The sequence below is a fragment of the Nocardioides sp. CCNWLW239 genome (assembly GCF_037137035.1).
In the GTDB taxonomy this organism is placed as follows: domain Bacteria; phylum Actinomycetota; class Actinomycetes; order Propionibacteriales; family Nocardioidaceae; genus Nocardioides.
Map to the genome: position 1 here is coordinate 945,947 of NZ_JBBBNW010000003.1, position 18,402 is coordinate 964,348.

Genomic DNA, 18,402 nt, shown 5'->3' on the forward strand with positions numbered 1-18,402 from the left:
ACGGGTACGCGAAGGCGACACGCCGAGGATCCTCGAGAATTCTTCACTTTTTCGCCGCCCACAGGCTGTCGCTGACCTGCGAAAACATATGTTTCCGCAGGTCAGCGTCGTGTTGACTTCCGCGGAGCCATCGGGTGATGGTGGCAACGTTCGCCCATGCAGAGTCGCGGCAGGTGGACCGGCGTTCGACGAATCGGGTCGGGGGGTGTCGAGCCAGGCATGCCTTCGATACGTTTTCGCGGGCGCGGTCTTTGACCGCGAGGGCAACGCGGGAGGGCCGAGACGCCCTTAGACAACGATCGTCCCCCTGCACCCAGCAGGGATCGGAACGGCCCGAAGAACGTCTTGATCCTCCCGCGCTCTGTGCTGTTTGCGATTGCTTCGCAATTCGCGAGCGCCTTCGCTTGATCCTCGTCTTCCTCCGCTGCGTTCGTCGCTGCGCTCCTCACTACGCTGCGTCCAGACGAGGAGCGCTACAGCGCTGTGCCTGTGGCGATTGCTTCGCAATTCGTGAGCGCCTTCGCTTGATCCTCGTCTTCCTCCGCATCGCTGCGTCCAGACGAGGAGCGCTCAGGCGCTGGGGATCTTGGGTTCGAGCGGGGGGCGGATATCCTGTGACTTCCACCCCATTCCTTTGACAAGGCCGGCGTACGTGACAAACGAGCAGCTTCCACCCTGGACCGAGATCGGTCGGGCGGTGATGGTCATCCCGACCTACAACGAGGCGGACAACCTCGTCTGGATCGTCGGACGGCTGCGCAAGGCGCAGCCGCGCGTCGACGTGCTGATCGTGGACGACGGCTCACCCGACGGCACCGGCACGATCGCCAACGAGCTGGCCGACAACGACGACCAGATCCACGTGCTGCACCGCACCGAGAAGGCCGGGCTGGGCGCTGCCTACCTGCACGGGTTCGGGTGGGCCCTCGAGCAGGGCTACGACGTGGTGGGGGAGATGGACGCCGACGGCTCCCACCAGCCCGAGGAGCTCCACCTGCTGCTCGAGGCGGTCAGCTCCGCCGATCTGGTGATCGGCGCCCGCTGGGTCCGCGGCGGCTCGGTGGTCAACTGGCCACTGTCGCGGCGGCTGCTGTCCGTGGGTGGCAACTTCTACGTCCGGCTGCTGCTCGGCATCGGCGTCCACGACGCCACCGCGGGCTACCGCCTCTTCCGGCGTACGACGCTCGAGAAGCTGCAGCTCAACAGCGTCGAGTCGACCGGCTACGTCTTCCAGACCGAGATGGTGACGCGCACGCTGCGGGCCGGCCTCACCGTCAAGGAGGTCCCGATCCAGTTCATCGAGCGGGTCCGAGGCGAGTCGAAGATGAGCCCCGCGGTCGCCGCCGAGTCGATGCGCCGGGTGACCCGCTGGGGCCTGGCCGAGCGCCGTGATCAGCTGCTCCGGGTGCTGCGCCGCTTCGGGCTCGACCGTCTTGTCGGAGGCCGCCGATGACCACGACACGCCGCCGCAGGTACTCCTGGGTGCTGGTGCTGCTCTTCCTGGTGATGCCGCTGGCCGAGCTGTTCGTGCTCATCCAGGTCGGCCAGGTCATCGGCGTGTGGTGGACGATCCTGCTGCTGATCGCCGACTCGATCTTCGGTGCCTGGCTGATGCGCCGCGAGGGCTCCCGAGCCTGGAACGCGCTGACCACGGCACTCTCCTCGGGCAAGCTGCCGTCCAACGAGATCGCCGACGGCGCGCTGATCCTGCTCGGCGGAGCGATGATGCTCAGCCCAGGGTTCGTGACCGACATCTTCGGCATCGTCCTGATCCTGCCGTTCACCCGCCCGTTCTTCCGGCGGATGCTGGCCACTCTCGTCCAGAAGCGCCTGGTGACCGCCGCGATGCCCTCGACCTTCGGCCCGGGGGCTCGCCCTCGCAACGACGACATCGTCACCGGCGAGGTCATCGACAAGGACAACATCGCCTGAGATACGCCGACGGCGGCCTTCCGAGATGGAAGGCCGCCGTCGGCGTATCTGGCTGTGTCAGAAGTCAGGCGTTGGCCTTCTTCTTGTTGCCCGGTCCCTTGCGGTGCAGGTGAGCCGGGCCGATCTCGCCGCCGCGAAGCAGGTCGAGACGCTCCTTGAGGATGTCCTCGAGCTCCTTCTCCGAGCGCCGCTCCAGGAGCATGTCCCAGTGCGTACGAGCGGGCTTCTCGGCCTTCTCCTCCGGCTTGGCACCGGAGAGGTTGAGAGCTTCCATGCCGCAGCGCGGGCACTCCCAGATGGCCGGGACCTCGGCCTCGTCCGACATCGTGATCTCGAAGTCGTGGCCCTGCGGGCAGCGGTAGGCCACCTGCTGGCGGCCCGCGAACTCGATCCCGCGTTCGTCCTCAAAACTTTGTCCGCCCAGTCGGGCGCCGCGCAACGTGCGCTCGGCCATGAAGCACCTCCTGAGTCGATCGTCCCCCGTTGAATGAGCGAAGAGCGAGCGGTCTGCGGACTCATGACGCAGGCCGGTCAGGCCTCTTCACACCGTCAACGGTACAGAGGAGGTGATGATTCCGTGAATTGTCGAGATTCTCGCCGTGTTGTTCGACACAGGACCCGCCTGACCTGCAGATCTCCCTGAGAAAGTCCTGAGCGCCGGATGTCTCGAACCCGCCAGCCGACGGTTCCTGCGTGCTCTCCGGGCGCCTTGCTCCCTCGCCCGGACAACCTCAGACCCGCGCCGGCGCCCGGTTGCCTGCCTGCTCGATGCCCTTCGTCGTGTTCACCAGCGCAAGCAGTGCGCCACCGAGGACGAAGAAGGCGATCAGTGCCAGGATCGCCGGCCGGTAGGAGTCGGTGAGCTGGTAGACGAGCCCGAAGACCAGGGTGCCGAGCCAGGAGGTGCCGCGGTCCATGGCGTGGTAGAGGCTGAAGTACTCCGCCTCCTTGCCGGCCGGGATGAACAGCGAGAAGTAGGACCGTGCCAACGCCTGGGTGCCGCCCATGACCATGCCGATCCCGACGGCCACCACGAGCAGCGGCACCAGGCTTCGTTCCGGCACGAAGTAGGCCACGATCACGATGAGCATCCAGCCGCCCAGCCCGCCGAGGATGACCCGCTTGGCACCGAAGCTCTTCGCGAGCCGGCCGAAGAACACCGCTCCGCCGACGGCGACGAACTGCACCAACAGGTAGATGCCGAGCATCGTGCCGGTCTCGAAGCCCAGCTCCTCGATGCCGTAGGTCGACGCCGAGCTGATCACCGTCTGGATGCCGTCGTTGAAGAAGAGGTACGCCAGCAGGAAGGTCAGCGCGACCGGGTACTGCGGCAGCTCCTTGAGCGTCACGAACAGCTGTCCGAAGGAGCGCGCGACCACACCGCCGGAGACGTCCTCCACGTCGGCAGGCTCGTGGCGGCGGATCCGGCGCCACGGGATGATGATGAACCCGGCCCACCACAGCCCGGCCGAGAGCATCGAGATCCGCACCGCCAGGGCGGTGCCGAGACCCAGCGGGTCGGCGAAGGTGACCAGGAGGAAGTTGACGGCGAGCAGCAGCCCACCACCTGCGTACCCATAGGCCCAGCCGATCGATGAGACCCGGTCGCGCTCCTCCTCGGTCGAGATCAGCGGCAGGATCGAGTCGCTGACCACCACTGCCGCGCCCGCGCACAGGTTCGCGATGATGAACATGATCGACCCGAACCACCAGTTGTCGCCGGTCATGAAGAACAGCAACGCCGCACAGAGCGCACCGGCCCAGGCGAAACCGGCCATCAAGTCCGGCTTGCGCGAGGTGCGGTCGGCGATCGCACCGACCAGCGGGTAGATCAGCGCGGACAGGATCGTCGAGAACGTGATCACGTACGACGGCAGCGCGCCGGGCGCGATCGAGAGCCCGAGCACGTCGATGCGGTTGTCGACGGCGGCGGCCTTCGCGATCTCGATCAGGTAGGGCGCGAACAGCACCCCGGCGACGGTCGTCTGGAAGGCGGAGACGGCCCAGTCCGCGAAGAACCAGCCCTTCTGCTCCCGCGCCCGCTCAACCGGTCTGAAGTCGCCGATGCCGGCCGGTGTGGTCACTTCTGCGGCTCCTCGCCTTGGTCGTCGTCGAACCCAGCCTCGGGCTGAGCCGGCCCAGCCTCCCACAGCCCGCGTTCCTCGAGGAACGCTTTCAGCACGTCGGTCCGGTCGGTCATCAGCCCGTCGACGTCGCGCTTGATCAGACGCTCCATCTCGGCCGGGTCGTCGATGGTCCAGACGTGGACCTCCTTGCCGGCCTTGTGGGCGCGGCGGACGAGCCCACGGGAGGCCACCCGGATCGACAGCGGCCCGCGGATGCGCTGGTGGTGCGGGATCTGGAAGGCGTCGAAATGCGCCCCGACGAGCCGCTTGGCGATCCCGGTGGTGGGCGCCAGCAGGTAGGCGAGCACCTCGCGCGGGTGCGCGGAGGTCCGCACGCGCCCCTCGGTCAACCGTCGGAACGCCTTCAGCCGGCGCACCGAGAAGGAGCCGACGATGACCTTGTCCTCGTGGTCGGTCGCGGCGAGGAGCTCGGCCACCGCGCCGACCGACCCGTCCGACTTGAGGTCGATGTTGAAGGTGACCTCGGGGAAGGCCGCGAAGAGCTCGGCCAGGGTCGGCACGCCGTGCTGGCCGCCGATCCGGGCGGCCTGCACCTCGGCGTACGTCATCTCCGCGATCAACCCGCTGACATCCGTCACCCGGTCGAGCGCCTCATCGTGGAAGGCGAGCAGGACACCGTCACGGGTGACGTGCACGTCGGTCTCGAGATGGGTGTAGCCGAGCTCCACCGCATGCCGGAACGCCTCCATGGTGTTCTCCATCCCGACCAGGTCGGGATGGAGCGCTCCACCACGGTGCGCATAGGCGCGTACGCGTCGTTGCTGCTCCCTCACGGGAAGCATCTAACCACCCGTGAGGATCCGTCCGCGTGAGCCCGGAGACTCAGTGGTGACTCAGATGTCGCGGAAGGCGGTGATGTTCGCACCGAGCTGGTTGAGCCGCTCGGCGAGGTCCTCGTAGCCGCGGGCGATGACATAGGTCGAGCGGAGCACCGAGGTGCCCTTCGAGGCGAGCATCGCGAGCAGCACGACGACCGCGGGACGCAGTGCGGGCGGGCAGACGATCTCGGTGCCGGAGAAGTGCGTCGGGCCCTCGATCATCACCCGGTGCGGGTCCATGAGCGTGACGTTGCCGCCCAGCTTGTTGAGCTCGGTCAGGTAGATCGCCCGGTTCTCGTAGACCCAGTCGTGCAGCAGCGTCTGACCCTGCGCCACCGCGGCGATCGCGGCGAAGAACGGCAGGTTGTCGATGTTGAGACCGGGGAAGGGGAGCGGGTGGATCTTGTCCAGCGGCGCGTGCAGGATCGAGTGCTTGGTGTTGATGTCGACCAGGCGGGTCTTGCCGTTGAGCGCGAGGTATTCCTCGGAGAGGGTGTAGTTGAAACCCATCTCCTCCAGGGTCGCGAGCTCGATCTCCATGAACTCGATCGGGACCCGCTTGATGGTGATCTCGGAGTCGGTCACGATCGCAGCGGTCAGCAGCGACATCGCCTCGATCGGGTCCTCGCTCGGCGCATAGTCGACGTCGACATCGATGATCTCGCGACCGGTGACACGCAGCGTCGTGGTGCCGATGCCCTCGACCTCGACGCCCAGCTTCTGCAGGTAGAAGCAGAGGTCCTGGACCATGTAGTTCGAGGAGGCGTTGCGGATCACCGTGGTGCCGGGGTGCAGCGCGGCAGCCATCAGGGCGTTCTCGGTGACGGTGTCGCCACGCTCGGTCAGCACGATCGGGCGGCCCGGCTGGATCTCCCGGTTGACGCTCGCGTGGTAGGCGCCGTCGGTCGCCTTGACCTCGAGGCCGAAGGGACGCAGCGCGGACATGTGCGGCTCGACGGTGCGGGTGCCGAGGTTGCAGCCACCGGCGTAGGGGAGCTCGAAGGTGTCGAGACGGTGCAGCAGCGGACCGAGGAACATGATCACCGAGCGCGTACGGCGCGCGGCTGCCTCGTCCACGGCGTCCAGGCGCAGCTCCTTGGGCGGCACGATCTCGAGGTCGTTGTCGTCGTTGAGCCAGCGGGTCTGCACACCGATCGAGTTGAGCACCTCGATGATCCGGTTGACCTCTTCGATGCGTGCGACCTTGCGCAGCGTCGTACGGCCTCGGTTGAGGAGCGAGCCGACCAGGAGCGCCACGCCGGCGTTCTTGGAGGTCTTGACCGTGATCTCACCGGACAGGGTCGTCGGACCGGTGACCCGCAGGTGCGTCGGCCCGGCGCCGATGTCGACGAGCGAGGAGTCGAGCGCGGCACCGACCCGGGCGATCATCTCCAGGGACAGGTTCTGTTGCCCCTGTTCGATGCGGTTGATCGCACTCTGGCTGGTGTTGAGGAGGTCAGCCAGCTGTGCCTGGGTGAGGCCCTTGTGCTTGCGCGCATCGCGAATCAGGTTCCCGATACGACCTTTGTATCCGTCGGTCATGGTGCACCACCGTAACTCATATATGAGATAAGCCTGGATTCCCCGCGAAGTGTCGGCGTTTCGTTCCAGCGCTGTTGCCCGGCTCGCTCGCGGCCACGTGCGCAACATCGTCCACGCCGGGTGACAGGATGCCACCATGCATGCGACGACGATCCACGGGGTGCGCGACATCCGCTTCACCCAGGTACCCGATCCGACCCTGGCAAAGCCCACCGACGCCATCGTCAAGGTGGTGGGCTCCTGCATCTGCGGCTCCGATCTGTGGAACTACCGCGGTGCCAACGGCGAGATCGAGGAGCCGCGCACCATCGGTCACGAGTGCATCGGCATCGTCGAGGAGATCGGCGCCGACGTACGCGACGTCAAGCCCGGCGACTTCGTCATCGTCCCCTTCGACCACTGCGACAACACCTGCCCGCACTGCTTGGCCGGGGTCCAGTCGGTCTGCGAGAACCTCGGCTTCACGGTCAGCGGCCAGAGCGAGTACGCCCTGGTCAATCAGGCCGACGGCTCACTGGTCAAGCTCGACGAGACGCCGGACCCGTCGATGTACCCCGACCTGCTCGCGCTCACCGACGTCATGGCCACCGGCTGGCACGCCGCGGTGATGTCGGGCCTCGGCTCCGGCGCCCAGGGCGGCACCGCGGTCGTCGTCGGTGACGGAGCGGTTGGCCTGTGCGGCGTCCTCGCGGCCGCCCAGCTCGGCGCCGAGCGGGTCGTCGCGATGTCGCGCCACGAGGCCCGCCAGGACATCGCCACGAGGTTCGGCGCCACCGACATCGTCGCCGCCCGCGGCAAGGAGGGCGAGGCAGCCGTACGCGAACTCACCGGCGGCATCGGCGCCGACTACGTCCTCGAGTGCGTCGGCACCGATCAGTCCTTCAAGACGGCCTCCAAGGTCGCCCGCCCGGGCGCGACCGTCGGGTTCGTGGGGGTGCCGCACGACGTCAACCTCCCGGTCAACGCGCTCTTCCGCACCAACGTCGGCCTCAAGGGCGGAATGGCACCCGTACGCCGCTACCTCCCCGACCTGCTGCGCCTCACCCTGGACGGCACGATCAACCCCGGCCTGGTCTTCGACAAGGCACTGCCCTTCGCCGAGGCCGCCGAGGGTTACCGGCTGATGGACGAGCGGCTCGCCACCAAGGTCCAGCTGACCTACTGATCCCGGGCGGGGCATCGGCCGGGCTGCTGATCTGCGAGACTCGGTCGATGCCCCGTACCGACACCATGCGCCTACGCCCGCTGTCACCGGGTGACGAACACGTCTTCGCCGGCTGGGCACACGACGAGGAGTTCCGGGTGGCCAACGGCTGGCCGGAGCGGGACCGCGACGGTCACCTCCGCCATTGGCGCCGTCTGATCGAGGCCCCGCCGCCCGAGCTGATCCGACTGGCCGTGGAGGTCGACGAAGAGGTCGTCGGCTACGCCGATCTCCACGGGCTCGCCCCCGACACCCGCGAGCTGGGCATCGCCATCGGCCCCAGCTCCCGCTGGGGCCAGGGTCTCGGCCAGCGGGCCATCAAGACCGCGCTCACCTACGGGTTCTCCGTGCTCGACCTGACCCGGATCTGGGCCGAGACCCACGAGACCAACGCCCGCGCCAAGAAGCTCTTCGACGCCACCGGCTTCATCGAGACCGGCCGCCACGGCACCGACACCTACCGCGGCGAGGAAGTCAGCCTCGTCCAGTACGCCGTCGAGCGCCCTTACTGAGCCGGCCGGTCGGACCTGACCGTCGGACCTGACAAGGGGTATCCGCGGGCTGTTCATACACGTGCGTCGTGGCGTTCAGGCGGTGATGATGGCATCTGCGGCATGACTGACTCACCCCACATGAACGACGCACCGCGTACGCCGGCCACCGCCTCTCGTCGCCAGGTGCTGCGCGGCGCCGGCATCGCCGCAGGTGCCGCGGTCGCAGGCTCGCTGCTGCCGCCGTCCGTGCACCGCGCGCTCGCGGCCGCACCCCGTCGCGGCGGCCTGGAAGCGATCGAGCACGTCATCCTGCTGATGCAGGAGAACCGCTCCTTCGACCACTACTTCGGCACCATGAAGGGTGTACGCGGCTACGGCGACCCCAACCCGCTGCGTCGCCGTGCCGGTGAGACCGTGCTCCACCAGGCCGGCGCCGAGGGCGACGTGCTTCCCTTCTCGCTCCGCGAGGCCGCAGCCGCGGCAGGCAGGGCCGCCGGTGACATCCAGTATCTGAGTGACCTCCCGCACGGGTTCGGCGACGCCACCGCTGCCTGGTCCGACGGCTGGTGCGACCGATGGGTCCCGGCGAAGGGCCGCGGCTCGATGACGTACTACGACCGCGCAGACATCCCGCTGCAGTACGAGCTCGCCGACACGTTCACGATCATGGACGCCTACCACTGCTCGGTGAACGGGAGCACCAACCCGAACCGCAACTACTTCTGGACGGGCACCACCGGGTTCGAGGCCGACGGCAGGCGTGCGGTCACGAACGCGGCCTACAGCTACGCGCACCCCGGCTATGACTGGACGACCTATCCCGAGCGGCTCGAGGCGGCCGGAGTCTCCTGGCAGATCTACCAGGAGTGGGACAACTTCACCGACAACGCGGTCGAGTACTTCAAACCGTTCAAGGCGATCGGCACGAAGATGCTCGCTCACGTGGAGGGCACCTACCGCACCACGGAGGAGTTCTACGACTCGCTGCACGGCAAGACCCCGGCCGAGCAGGACCGACTGCTCGAGCAGCTCGAGAAGGGGCGCGCATCCCTGAGCGCCGCCGAGCGGTCGCTCTTCGACAAGGCGATGTACCGGAGTCGCCCGGGCACGTTGATCGAGCGGGTCAAGGCGGACATCGCCGCTGGCACGCTGCCCCAGGTGGTCTGGCTGGTGCCGACGGCGGCGCTCTCGGAGCACCCCGGTTCCTCGACACCGGTGGGCAGCGCCAACCTCATCTACGACCTCCTCGACGTGGTCGCCTCCGATCTCGACACCTGGTCGAAGACCGCGACCTTGATCAACTTCGACGAGAACGACGGCTACTTCGACCACGTGCCACCGCCGGTCGCACCGCGCCCGCCCAGCGGCTCCGGCGACGACTGGTACAACGGCCAGCCGATCGGGTTCGGCCCGCGCGTGCCGATGACGATCGTCTCGCCGTGGACCGTCGGAGGTGTCGTCGACTCGTCCGTCGCCGACCACACCTCGACCCTCCGCCTGCTGGAGAGGATCACCGGCGTGCGGGAGCCGAACATCTCCGAGTGGCGGCGCAGCGTCGCGTCCGACCTCACCTCGGTCTTCGACTTCGACCGCAGCCGACGGCCCGAGCCGCTGACCCAGCCCGGCCCGGTGCCGGCGCCCATCCAGCGCTGGCAGCCGGTCCCGCCGGCCGTGCAGAAGCTGCCGGAGCAGGAGCCCGGTCGCAAGCCGGCCCGGCCGACCGCGTACGACTCCCAGGTGACCGTCGCCCTGCGGAAGGCGGGCCTCACGGTGTCGGTGAGCAACGAAGGATCTCGAGGGGCGGCCTACCAGGTCTATCCCTTCGGTGGCGAGCTCACCCGACCCGAGCTGCTCTGGGTCCGGTCGCAGGCCTCGGGCGAGGCGCGGTTGCCGGTCGTCGATGCGTACGACGTGACGGTGCAGGGGCCGGACCGCTACTGGCACGAGGCCACCGGCAGCCGCCTCGGTGCCGCCGCCGGCATCTCCGTCGGTCACCGCGCCGCCAGGCAAGGCCTCGAGCTGCGGTTCGCGAACTCCGGTGACCGCGCGGTTCTCCTCGCGGTCGAGGGGCCGGACGGCAAGCCGCGTACGGTCCGCGTCTCTGCCGGTGGCTCGGCGACGCTGGGCTGGCCGACCGACCGGGGCTGGTACGACGTCCAGGTCACTGCTCCCGACGACACCACCTTCCGTCGCCACATCACCGGGCGGATCCCTACCGGGTCACCGGTCACCGCCTGAGGACCCGTCGCCTCAGTCCGCGATGCGTACGGCCTCTTCGCCCGGGTATCCCTCGGGCAGGAGCATGGTGCCGTCCTGGTGACGGTAGAGGACCTGCCAGTGCCAGTAGAGGTCGTACGCAGCAGGGGATCGCCGCATCTGCTCGGCGTAGTCGCTGACGGCCGCCACGTAGCGGTCGGAGTGGTTGTAGGACCACAGGGCACCGGCCATGTCGTCGGGGGCGCCGTTGTTGGCGAGCATGCGTCCGGCGGCCATGATCGCGTCGCCGGGATCGTTGATGTCGCCGCCGGCGCCGTACTGGGCGAAGGTCGAGGGCAGGAACTGCATCGGGCCCTGGGCACCCGCCGTGCTGGTGCCTCGGATCCGGCCCATCCGGGTCTCGACCAGGTGGATGGCTGCGAGGTATTCCCACGGTGTCCCGGTCTCGCGCTGCGCCGCGCGATAGAGCGGGATCAGCTCGTCCGGCGCCGGTGGGGTCAGAATCCGCCAGTCCGGGAGCTTCGGCTGCGGATCGGTCATCACCATGAGCTCGCGCGCCGCGGCGATGTCGGCCTCGAGCTGGGCGCGCTCGGGTCTACCGAGCGCGCCCAGCACCTTCTCGGTCTGCGCCTTCGAACCACGGGCGAGGTTGCGAGCGGTCGTCTGCTCGAACAGCGCGGCCTCGCGTACGTCCTCGGCCCCCGGAGTGCCGGAGGAGACCGTCGCCAGAGCCTGGGTGAGGCGCTCAGCCAGCGGTACCGAGGCGTCGTCGAGCCGGAGCGACGTCGGCGACGAGGCCGGGGATGAAGCCGGGGATGAAGCCGGGGATGAAGCCGGGGCCGAGGCGCTCCGGGTCGGAGCCGAGGACGGCTCGCTCCCACAACCGGCGGCCAGCGCCGACAGGGCAGTGACGGCGGTCAGGGCAGCGAGCCGAGTGCGCACGCACCCGACGCTACCCGACGCCGGGAGCGATGCTCTGCCCGATGATGGCGGCGAGCTCGGCAGGCTTGGTCAGCTGCGGCCAGTGTCCGGTGGGCAGGTCGACGTAGGTGGCGTCCCGATGCTTCGGGATGGCTGCGACCGACTCGGTGCCTTCACCGACCCATTCCTTCAGGTCGGCGGCGGTGTATTCCGGGCAGACGAACACCGCCGGGACGGAGTAGCGACGCTCGTCGCCGAGCTCGAACGGCTCGGTGGTCAGGTTGGCGGGGGACGGCCGCAGCAGCGCCTCGAAGGAGGCGCGGTCCAGATCACGCACGTCGGCCTCGTCGAACTCCTCCCACGGCACCGGCGGTAGGTCGGCGCCGTCGGTCGGGAAGTTCTTGGCCGGGATCATCCCGGGCTCAGCGGGCCAGCCGCCGACGTAGACCACTGCCGCCACCTTGTCGACGCGCGCATCCAGAGCGGCGCCGGCCACCGCGCATCCCATCGAGTGTCCGACGAGGACCACGGGCCCGGCCGACTCGTCGATGGCAGCCACCACCGCGGCGACCTGGTCGGCGACGTGCACGCCGGAACGGTCCGTCTCGGCCGACTCGAGGCCGGGCAGGGTGAGCGGGCGAGGTGTGTGGCCGGCCTCGATCAGGTGGGGGACCACGAGGTCCCATGACGATGCGTCCAGCCAGAGGCCGGGTACGAGAACGATGTCCATGACGCGATCCTCGTCCCGGTTGCGGACGATCCGCTTCCGCCGCTGAGATCCGTTTGAACCTACCGGCGTCCGAACACAAGAACGGTGACCACCGCGGCTGCGGTGGTCACCGTTCTGGACGCCCGAGACAGCTGACGTCAGGTCGTTCAGCGAGCGCCGGCGACCTCCAGAAGCTCTGCGACCTCGTGGGCACGGCAGTCGCAGTCGGAGTCGCACGGCAAGAAGCGGTGACGAGCGTGGCCGCAGTCGCGGCACGGCATGTCGTGAGAAAGCGTGAAGCTCTGCACCTCAACGGTGTCCCACATAATTAATTCATCCCCCAGAGAATGTTGGTTGGTCTATTTCGGTGAAACTGCATCGGTGAAGCTGCCTGATATGTAACACGATAATCCGCGACTTCGGAAGGGCTTGGACAACACGCCGAGACATTGTTTTCCCTGGTCAGTCGACCGATATGATTATTCGGTCGACCGATAGATAAACTCATAAGGGGCAGTTGTTGATGCCGCGTAGACATCCGCTTTACATGGCATCCGAAGGCGCTCTGGCGTGTTGGCGGAATGAGAACAGAACGCAGACCTGCAGGTCACCTCCGACAAGCTGGTATCAGTCCGACCCCCGATTCCGGAGTGCAGAACAGCCAGAGGCGAAGGTCCCAGCCCGCCCTGGCCGACCCGGATGGTCGACGTCCGCGGCCGCTCCGAGGGAATCTCGCCGGTCTGTTGAGCGTTCTACTACCCGTGAAGAACATCGGATTCTTGTCTTTCGGACACTGGACGCCGTCGCCCTACTCGCAGACACGGTCGGCCCGGGACGCGCTGATCCAGGGGATCGACCTCGCGGTCGCCGCCGAGGAGCTCGGCGTCGACGGTGCCTACTTCCGGGTCCATCACTTCGCTCGCCAGTACGCCTCGCCCTTCCCGCTGCTCTCCGCGATCGGTGCCCGCACCTCGAAGATCGAGATCGGCACCGGTGTCATCGACATGCGCTACGAGAACCCGCTCTACATGGCCGAGGACTCCGCGGCCGCCGACCTGATCGCCGGTGAGCGCCTGCAGCTGGGGATCAGCCGCGGCTCACCCGAGCAGGTCATCGACGGATGGCGCTACTTCGGCTACGAGCCCGGCGAGAACGCCTCCGAGGCCGACATGGCCCGTGCGCACACCGAGACCTACCTCAAGATCATCGAGGGGACGCAGTTCGCCGAGCCCAACCCCCGGCCGATGTTCCCCAACCCGCCGGGAAAGCTCCGGGTCGAGCCCTACTCCGAGACCTTGCGCGACCGGATCTGGTGGGGTTCGAGCTCCTTGGCGACCGCACGCTGGGCCGCTGGCCTCGGCCTGAACCTGCAGAGCTCCACGCTGAAGAACGACGAGAACGGCAAGCCGTTCCACATCCAGCAGCGCGAGCAGATCGAGGCCTACCGCGACGCCTGGAAGGAGGCCGGGCACGAGCGCGAGCCCCGCGTCTCCGTGTCCCGCTCCATCTTCGCGCTCGTCAGCGACGAGGACCGCCGCTACTTCGGTCTCGATCGCCAGACCACGGACCAGATCGGCAACATCGACGACCAGACCCGCGCCATCTTCGGGCGTTCGTACGCCGCCGAGCCCGACGTGCTGGTCGAGGAGCTCGCCGCGGACGAGGCGATCCAGGCTGCCGACACGCTGCTGCTGACCGTCCCCAACCAGCTCGGCGTCGACTACAACGTGCATGCCCTGGAGAGTATTCTGACTCATGTCGCCCCCGGTCTCGGTTGGCGATAGGAAGCCACGGACCGCTCGGCGTCCGGGTCACAATAGGGCGCATAATCGTTGTCAACCGCCCCACGTAGCCGGACTATTGGCTACCGTGCAGGGCGACCGTTATTCAAAGGGGACCCCTGTTGGCTACGTACGCTGAGCTGCTCGATGTCTATCTTCGCGACCCCGGCCCGGAGTCACTGCGGGCCTTGCGGGAGGCGATCCTCGAGGCTCCGAACTTCCGGCCGGATCTCGAGATCACCGAGATGATCGCGCCGATGATGTCGGTCGGGGACTACGCCGGCGCGGTTGCGGCCGTCCATGGGTTGATGCCCGGTGCGATCTTCAGCCCCTCGGCCCACGCTGCCCTCGCCGACGCCCAGCGCGGCCTCGGCAACCCCGAGCAGGCCCAGCGCGAGTCGATCCTGGCTCAGGCGGCCCTCGACAGCATCATCAGCACCGGCGAAGGCACCGAGTCCGAGCCGTGGTCGGTGATGCGGACCAGCGACGCCTACGACGTGGTGCTGGCTTCGGGCAAGACACCGCGCTCGCAGGTCGCGGTCGGCAAGCTCGATCGGATCGTCTGCACCGACTCCACGGTCTGGTTCTTCGAGATCGCCACCGAGTTCGCCAGGACCTGACCCCCGCACGACCCGGCGGTTCTGATTGTTCACCGGCTTGTTGCCGGTAGGGACGGTGTGCGTCGAGTTCCTGAAGGGACCGGCACTCACGCTCGGAAGCATGATGAGTCGCACCTTGCGGATTCTGCTTGCCGGGATCGTCGCCGTCGTCGTCGCATCCGCGGCGCTGAGCGCGGCGAGGGCCGACGAGCCGCGGGCGTCCGATCACGGGCAGGTCGTGTTCGACCGTCGCGAGGTCGCACCCGAGGACGCGCGGCCGGGCGGAGGCGCGGCGCCGATCGAGACCGGCGTGGTGATCGTGGTCAACACGCTGCTCCTCGGTGGCCTCGTGGGCGGCGTCCTGTGGGCACGTCGCCGGCTCGGGTGTGCAGACGCCCGCCTTCCGCATCTGCCGGTCTAGCTCCCGCTCCTTGTCGCCACGCCAGTTCTGCTCAAAGCATGAGATGCTGGTCTCATATTTCGGGATTCCCTGTGTAGGTTGGGGGCATGCAGACCTACACCCATGGACATCACGAGTCGGTGCTGCGCTCACACAGGTGGCGTACGGCGGAGAACTCCGCTGCCTACCTGCTGCCGCACCTGAACGCTGAGCAGCGCCTGCTCGACGTGGGTGCCGGGCCCGGGACGATCACGCTCGACCTCGCCGGTCGAGTCGCCCAGGTGACCGCGACCGAGATCGGCGAGGCCGAGCTCGACCTTTCCCGGAAGACCGCCGAGGACGGGGGAGCGACCAATATCGACTTCCGGGTCGAGGACGTGCATGCGCTGGGCATCGAGGACGCAACGTACGACGTGGTGCATGCTCACCAGGTGGCGCAGCATGTAGCCGACCCGGTGCAGGCGCTGCGAGAGATGCGGCGGGTGACGAAGCCGGGCGGAGTCGTGGCCGTGCGGGACAGCGACTACGCGGGCTTCGTCTGGTGGCCGGAGTCGACCGAGCTGACCGACTGGCTGCGGCTCTACCGAAACGCGGCGAGAGCCAACGGCGGCGAGCCCGACGCGGGTCGACGGCTGGTCTCCTGGGCGCGTGCGGCCGGGTTCACCGACATCACCGCATCCTCGAGCACGTGGTGCTTCGCCGACCCCGAGAGCCGGGCGTGGTGGGGCGAGATGTGGGCGAATCGGTTCACCGATTCGGCGGTCGCTCGTCAGCTCGTCGACTCCGGAGACGCCACGACCGCCGACCTCGCCCGGATCTCGGACGGGTGGCGGTCGTGGGCGGCTGCCGAGGACGGTTGGTTCTCCGTCCTCCACGGCGAGATCCTGGCTCGCGCCTGAGCCTGGATCGGCATCGACGGCTCAGCGCCGCAGGATCCGTGCCGAGAGCGTGTTGCCGAGCAGCTGGACCAGCTGCACCAGCGCCACCAGGATGAGCACGCACACCCAGGTCACGGTCGGGTCGTACTGCCGGTAGCCGAAGGTCTGGGCGAAGCTGCCCAGTCCACCCCCAGCGATGAGGCCCGCGACCGCAGACATGTCGACGACCGCGACGAACGCGAAGGTGTAGCCGAGGATCACCGGTGCCATCGCCTCGGGAATGACTACCGTCGCGGCGATCCGGGCACGGGTGGCACCCATCGCCCGAGCGGCCTCGATGACGCCTGGCGGGACGGTCACGAGGTTCTGCTCGACGATCCGGGCGATGCCGAACATCGCGGCGAGGATCAGCGAGAACACCACCGCCGGCATCCCGATCCCGGTGCCGACGATCAGCCGTGCAGCCGGCTGGACGGCGGCGATGAAGATGATGAACGGGATCGGCCGGAAGAAGTTGACCAGCACGTTGAGCACGACCGAGACGGCGGCGTTCTGGTAGAGACCTCCCTTGCGGGTCAGGTAGAGACCGAGGCCGAGCAGGAGACCCAAGGTGCCGCCGATCAGCATCGTCGCCGCGACCATCAGCAGGGTCTCGCCGGTGGCCTGCCAGATGTCGGGCCACAGCTCGCCGAGACGGGTGTCGGTGGGGAGAAGCATCACAGCTCCTTGGCAGGGACGAGGGTGGCCAGCTCGCGTACGGCCTCGTCGACCGCGGTCGCAGGACCGTCGAGAGCGAGGGTCAGGTTGCCGAAGGTGGCGCCCTGGATGTCCTCGATGCCGCCGAAGACGAGCTCGAAGGCGATGCCGCGTTCGAGGAGCACAGCGAAGATGTCGGTCTGGCGAGGGCCGCCCTCGCGCAGCTCGAGCTTGACGAACCGGCCGGGATGGCGTGAGCGCAGCGCCGCCAACGCGTCCGGAGCCGGCTCGTCGTCGATGACGGTGCCGACGAAGCGCCGGGTCACCGGCTGCCGCGGGGCGGAGAAGACGTCGTAGACGGGCCCGGACTCGACGATCCGGCCGCTCTCCATGACCGCCACGTGGTCGGCGAGCTCGCGCACGACGTCCATCTCGTGGGTGATGGCCACGATCGTGGTGCCGAACTCCTCGTTGACCTGCTTCAGGAGCCGCAGCACCTCGTGGGTGGTCTCCGGGTCGAGCGCGCTGGTGGCCTCGTCGGCGAGCAGGAGGGCTGGGTTGGTGGTGAGCGCGCGGGCGATCCCGACCCGCTGCTTCTGTCCGCCCGAGAGGTTGCGCGGGTAGGTGTGGGCCTTGTCGGGGAGACCGACGAAGTGGAGCAGCTCGGAGATCCGGCGCTGCTGCTCGGCCTTGCCGACGCCGGCGATCTGCAGCGGGTAGGCCAGGTTGCCCCAGACCGTACGTGAGTCGAAGAGATTGAACTGCTGGAAGATCATCCCGATGCCCAGCCGGATCGGTCGCAGCTGGCGCTCGTGCAGGCCGACGAGCTCGGTGCCGCCGACCTTGATCGAGCCCGAGGTGGCCGGCTCGAGGCCGTTGAGGAGACGAACCAGGGTCGACTTGCCGGCGCCGGAGTAGCCGACGATCGCCTGGACGTCACCGGCGGCGATGTCCAGGTCGACGTCGGCCACGGCGTGGACCTCGGCGCGTCCCTTCGCTGCCGGGTAGGTCTTGGTGACGCCGCGGAGCCGCACCAGCGGCTCCGCGGGGGTGGCCGAGCGTGTCACTGACGCTCCCGGACCTGCTTCTCGGTGTCTTCGAGCGACTTCTGCAGGTCCTCGACCGGGATCTTGACCAGCTCGGCGGTGTTGCCGGAGGTCTCGTAGACCCCCTTCTGCACGTCCTCGTTGCTCTGGAAGATCTCGACGAGCTTCTGGTAGGTCGGGTTGTCCTTGTCCTCGGCGCGGACGGCGAAGATGTTGACGTAGGGGAGGGCCTTCGGGTCGGCGGGGTCATCGGTGGCGAGGGCGTCCTCGAACTTCAGGCCGGCGTCCTCGACGTAGTCGTTGTTGATGATCGCCGCGGCCACGTCGGGCAGCGAGGACGGGGTGATCGAAGCCTGGACGGCCTGGATCTTCACCTTGGAGGCGGCCGTGTCAACGTCCTTGATCGTGCTGAACGGGGTGCCGCCGTCGGTCAGCTCGATCAGACCCTTGGATTGGAGCAGTACCAGGCCGCGGGCCTGGTTGGTCTCGTCGTCGGGGACGATCACGGTCTCGCCGGCCTTGATGTCCTCGAGGCTGTCGTACTTGGTGGAGTAGAGGCCCAGGGGATAGGTGGCGGTCGAGCCGAGCGCGACCAGGTCGTCGTCGTTCTGGACGTTGTAGTCGGCCAGGAAGATGATGTGCTGGAACTGGTTGAGGTCCAGCTCGCCCTCGGACAGCGCCGGGTTGGGCTGGTTGTAGTCGCCGAAGTTCTTGACCTCGAGGTCGATGCCCTCCTCGCGGGCGGCGTCCTTGAAGGTCTCCCAGTAGGGGTCGTCGGCACCCACGACGCCGATGGTGACCTTCTTCAGACCGTCGGCGGAGCTGTCGTCGCGCGTCAGGAAGAACGCGAGGCCGCCGATCACGACGGCGACCGCGACGACGATGCCGATGATCAGCGGGAGCTTGGACTTGGGAGCCTCGATGAGCGGGGTGGGCTCAGGCGTGTTGGAGGACACGGGTGGGAACCTCTTCTAGACGGGTGAGTCTCGACGTTGAGTGCGTGGGGACAGCGGGTTGT

The 18,402-nt window shown here is 68.0% G+C and carries 18 protein-coding genes; 9 read left to right on the top strand and 9 right to left on the bottom strand.

The window, feature by feature from the left end; all coding sequences use genetic code 11:
- Positions 1-700: 700 nt before the first annotated feature.
- Entirely contained in the window at positions 701-1,453 is a 753-nt protein-coding gene (locus tag WBG06_RS16350; RefSeq protein ID WP_442945474.1) for a polyprenol monophosphomannose synthase, read from the top strand.
- On the top strand, positions 1,450-1,932 hold the full coding sequence (locus tag WBG06_RS16355; RefSeq protein ID WP_336737926.1) for an FxsA family protein: 483 nt from the start codon (positions 1,450-1,452) through the stop codon (positions 1,930-1,932). Before WBG06_RS16350 ends, WBG06_RS16355 begins: the two co-directional genes overlap by 4 nt.
- Before the next feature lie 64 nt (positions 1,933-1,996).
- Here the strand turns inward: WBG06_RS16355 and WBG06_RS16360 are convergent, their stop codons facing one another.
- The 4 genes from WBG06_RS16360 to WBG06_RS16375 form a co-directional block, all read right to left on the bottom strand.
- Positions 1,997-2,386: an RNA polymerase-binding protein RbpA gene (locus WBG06_RS16360; RefSeq protein WP_336737928.1), complete on the bottom strand. Its 390-nt coding sequence runs from the start codon at positions 2,384-2,386 to the stop codon at positions 1,997-1,999.
- 277 nt (positions 2,387-2,663) lie between these two features.
- Complete coding sequence (locus WBG06_RS16365; RefSeq protein ID WP_336737929.1) at positions 2,664-4,016, bottom strand: MFS transporter; 1,353 nt, start codon at positions 4,014-4,016, stop codon at positions 2,664-2,666.
- Complete coding sequence (locus WBG06_RS16370; protein WP_336737930.1) at positions 4,013-4,852, bottom strand: glycerophosphodiester phosphodiesterase; 840 nt, start codon at positions 4,850-4,852, stop codon at positions 4,013-4,015. The genes WBG06_RS16365 and WBG06_RS16370 overlap by 4 nt, the downstream gene beginning before the upstream one ends.
- 60 nt (positions 4,853-4,912) lie before the next feature.
- A complete protein-coding gene (locus WBG06_RS16375) occupies positions 4,913-6,439 on the bottom strand; it encodes a UDP-N-acetylglucosamine 1-carboxyvinyltransferase (protein ID WP_336737931.1) in 1,527 nt (508 codons plus the stop codon).
- 136 nt (positions 6,440-6,575) lie between these two features.
- Between WBG06_RS16375 and WBG06_RS16380 the strand changes: the two genes are divergently transcribed.
- From WBG06_RS16380 to WBG06_RS16390, 3 genes are all read left to right on the top strand, one after another.
- Positions 6,576-7,604 (top strand): zinc-dependent alcohol dehydrogenase family protein, encoded by a 1,029-nt coding sequence (locus tag WBG06_RS16380; RefSeq protein WP_336737933.1) that lies wholly within the window; start codon positions 6,576-6,578, stop codon positions 7,602-7,604.
- Positions 7,605-7,651: 47 nt separating this feature from the next.
- Positions 7,652-8,155 (top strand): GNAT family N-acetyltransferase, encoded by a 504-nt coding sequence (locus WBG06_RS16385; RefSeq protein WP_336737934.1) that lies wholly within the window; start codon positions 7,652-7,654, stop codon positions 8,153-8,155.
- Between the two features lie 102 nt (positions 8,156-8,257).
- Positions 8,258-10,375 carry a phosphocholine-specific phospholipase C gene (locus WBG06_RS16390; RefSeq protein ID WP_336737935.1) on the top strand — a complete coding sequence of 706 codons (2,118 nt, stop codon included), beginning with the start codon at positions 8,258-8,260 and terminating at the stop codon, positions 10,373-10,375.
- Between the two features lie 12 nt (positions 10,376-10,387).
- Here WBG06_RS16390 and WBG06_RS16395 read toward each other — a convergent pair whose 3' ends face one another.
- Together WBG06_RS16395 and WBG06_RS16400 are read right to left on the bottom strand one after the other, a co-directional pair.
- Entirely contained in the window at positions 10,388-11,296 is a 909-nt protein-coding gene (locus WBG06_RS16395) for a lytic transglycosylase domain-containing protein (RefSeq protein ID WP_336737936.1), read from the bottom strand.
- A gap of 10 nt (positions 11,297-11,306) precedes the next feature.
- Positions 11,307-12,005 carry an alpha/beta fold hydrolase gene (locus WBG06_RS16400; protein WP_336737937.1) on the bottom strand — a complete coding sequence of 233 codons (699 nt, stop codon included), beginning with the start codon at positions 12,003-12,005 and terminating at the stop codon, positions 11,307-11,309.
- Positions 12,006-12,763: 758 nt separating this feature from the next.
- Between WBG06_RS16400 and WBG06_RS16405 the strand changes: the two genes are divergently transcribed.
- The 4 genes from WBG06_RS16405 (at position 12,764) to WBG06_RS16420 (ending at position 15,663) form a co-directional block, all read left to right on the top strand.
- A complete protein-coding gene (locus WBG06_RS16405; RefSeq protein ID WP_336737938.1) occupies positions 12,764-13,768 on the top strand; it encodes an LLM class flavin-dependent oxidoreductase in 1,005 nt (334 codons plus the stop codon).
- 119 nt (positions 13,769-13,887) lie between these two features.
- Positions 13,888-14,385 carry a DUF4919 domain-containing protein gene (locus WBG06_RS16410; RefSeq protein ID WP_336737940.1) on the top strand — a complete coding sequence of 166 codons (498 nt, stop codon included), beginning with the start codon at positions 13,888-13,890 and terminating at the stop codon, positions 14,383-14,385.
- Positions 14,386-14,485: 100 nt separating this feature from the next.
- Positions 14,486-14,785 carry a hypothetical protein gene (locus WBG06_RS16415; RefSeq protein ID WP_336737941.1) on the top strand — a complete coding sequence of 100 codons (300 nt, stop codon included), beginning with the start codon at positions 14,486-14,488 and terminating at the stop codon, positions 14,783-14,785.
- An 86-nt stretch (positions 14,786-14,871) separates the two neighbouring features.
- Positions 14,872-15,663 (top strand): class I SAM-dependent methyltransferase, encoded by a 792-nt coding sequence (locus WBG06_RS16420; RefSeq protein WP_336737942.1) that lies wholly within the window; start codon positions 14,872-14,874, stop codon positions 15,661-15,663.
- Between the two features lie 21 nt (positions 15,664-15,684).
- On the opposite strand, the gene WBG06_RS16425 is transcribed toward WBG06_RS16420, so the two are convergent.
- From WBG06_RS16425 to WBG06_RS16435, 3 genes are read right to left on the bottom strand one after another with little or no spacing between them, the layout of a single operon-like run.
- Entirely contained in the window at positions 15,685-16,359 is a 675-nt protein-coding gene (locus WBG06_RS16425) for a methionine ABC transporter permease (protein ID WP_336737943.1), read from the bottom strand.
- Positions 16,359-17,405 carry a methionine ABC transporter ATP-binding protein gene (locus WBG06_RS16430; protein ID WP_336737944.1) on the bottom strand — a complete coding sequence of 349 codons (1,047 nt, stop codon included), beginning with the start codon at positions 17,403-17,405 and terminating at the stop codon, positions 16,359-16,361. Before WBG06_RS16430 ends, WBG06_RS16425 begins: the two co-directional genes overlap by 1 nt.
- Positions 17,402-18,340: a MetQ/NlpA family ABC transporter substrate-binding protein gene (locus WBG06_RS16435; RefSeq protein WP_336737946.1), complete on the bottom strand. Its 939-nt coding sequence runs from the start codon at positions 18,338-18,340 to the stop codon at positions 17,402-17,404. Before WBG06_RS16435 ends, WBG06_RS16430 begins: the two co-directional genes overlap by 4 nt.
- Positions 18,341-18,402: the final 62 nt, after the last annotated feature.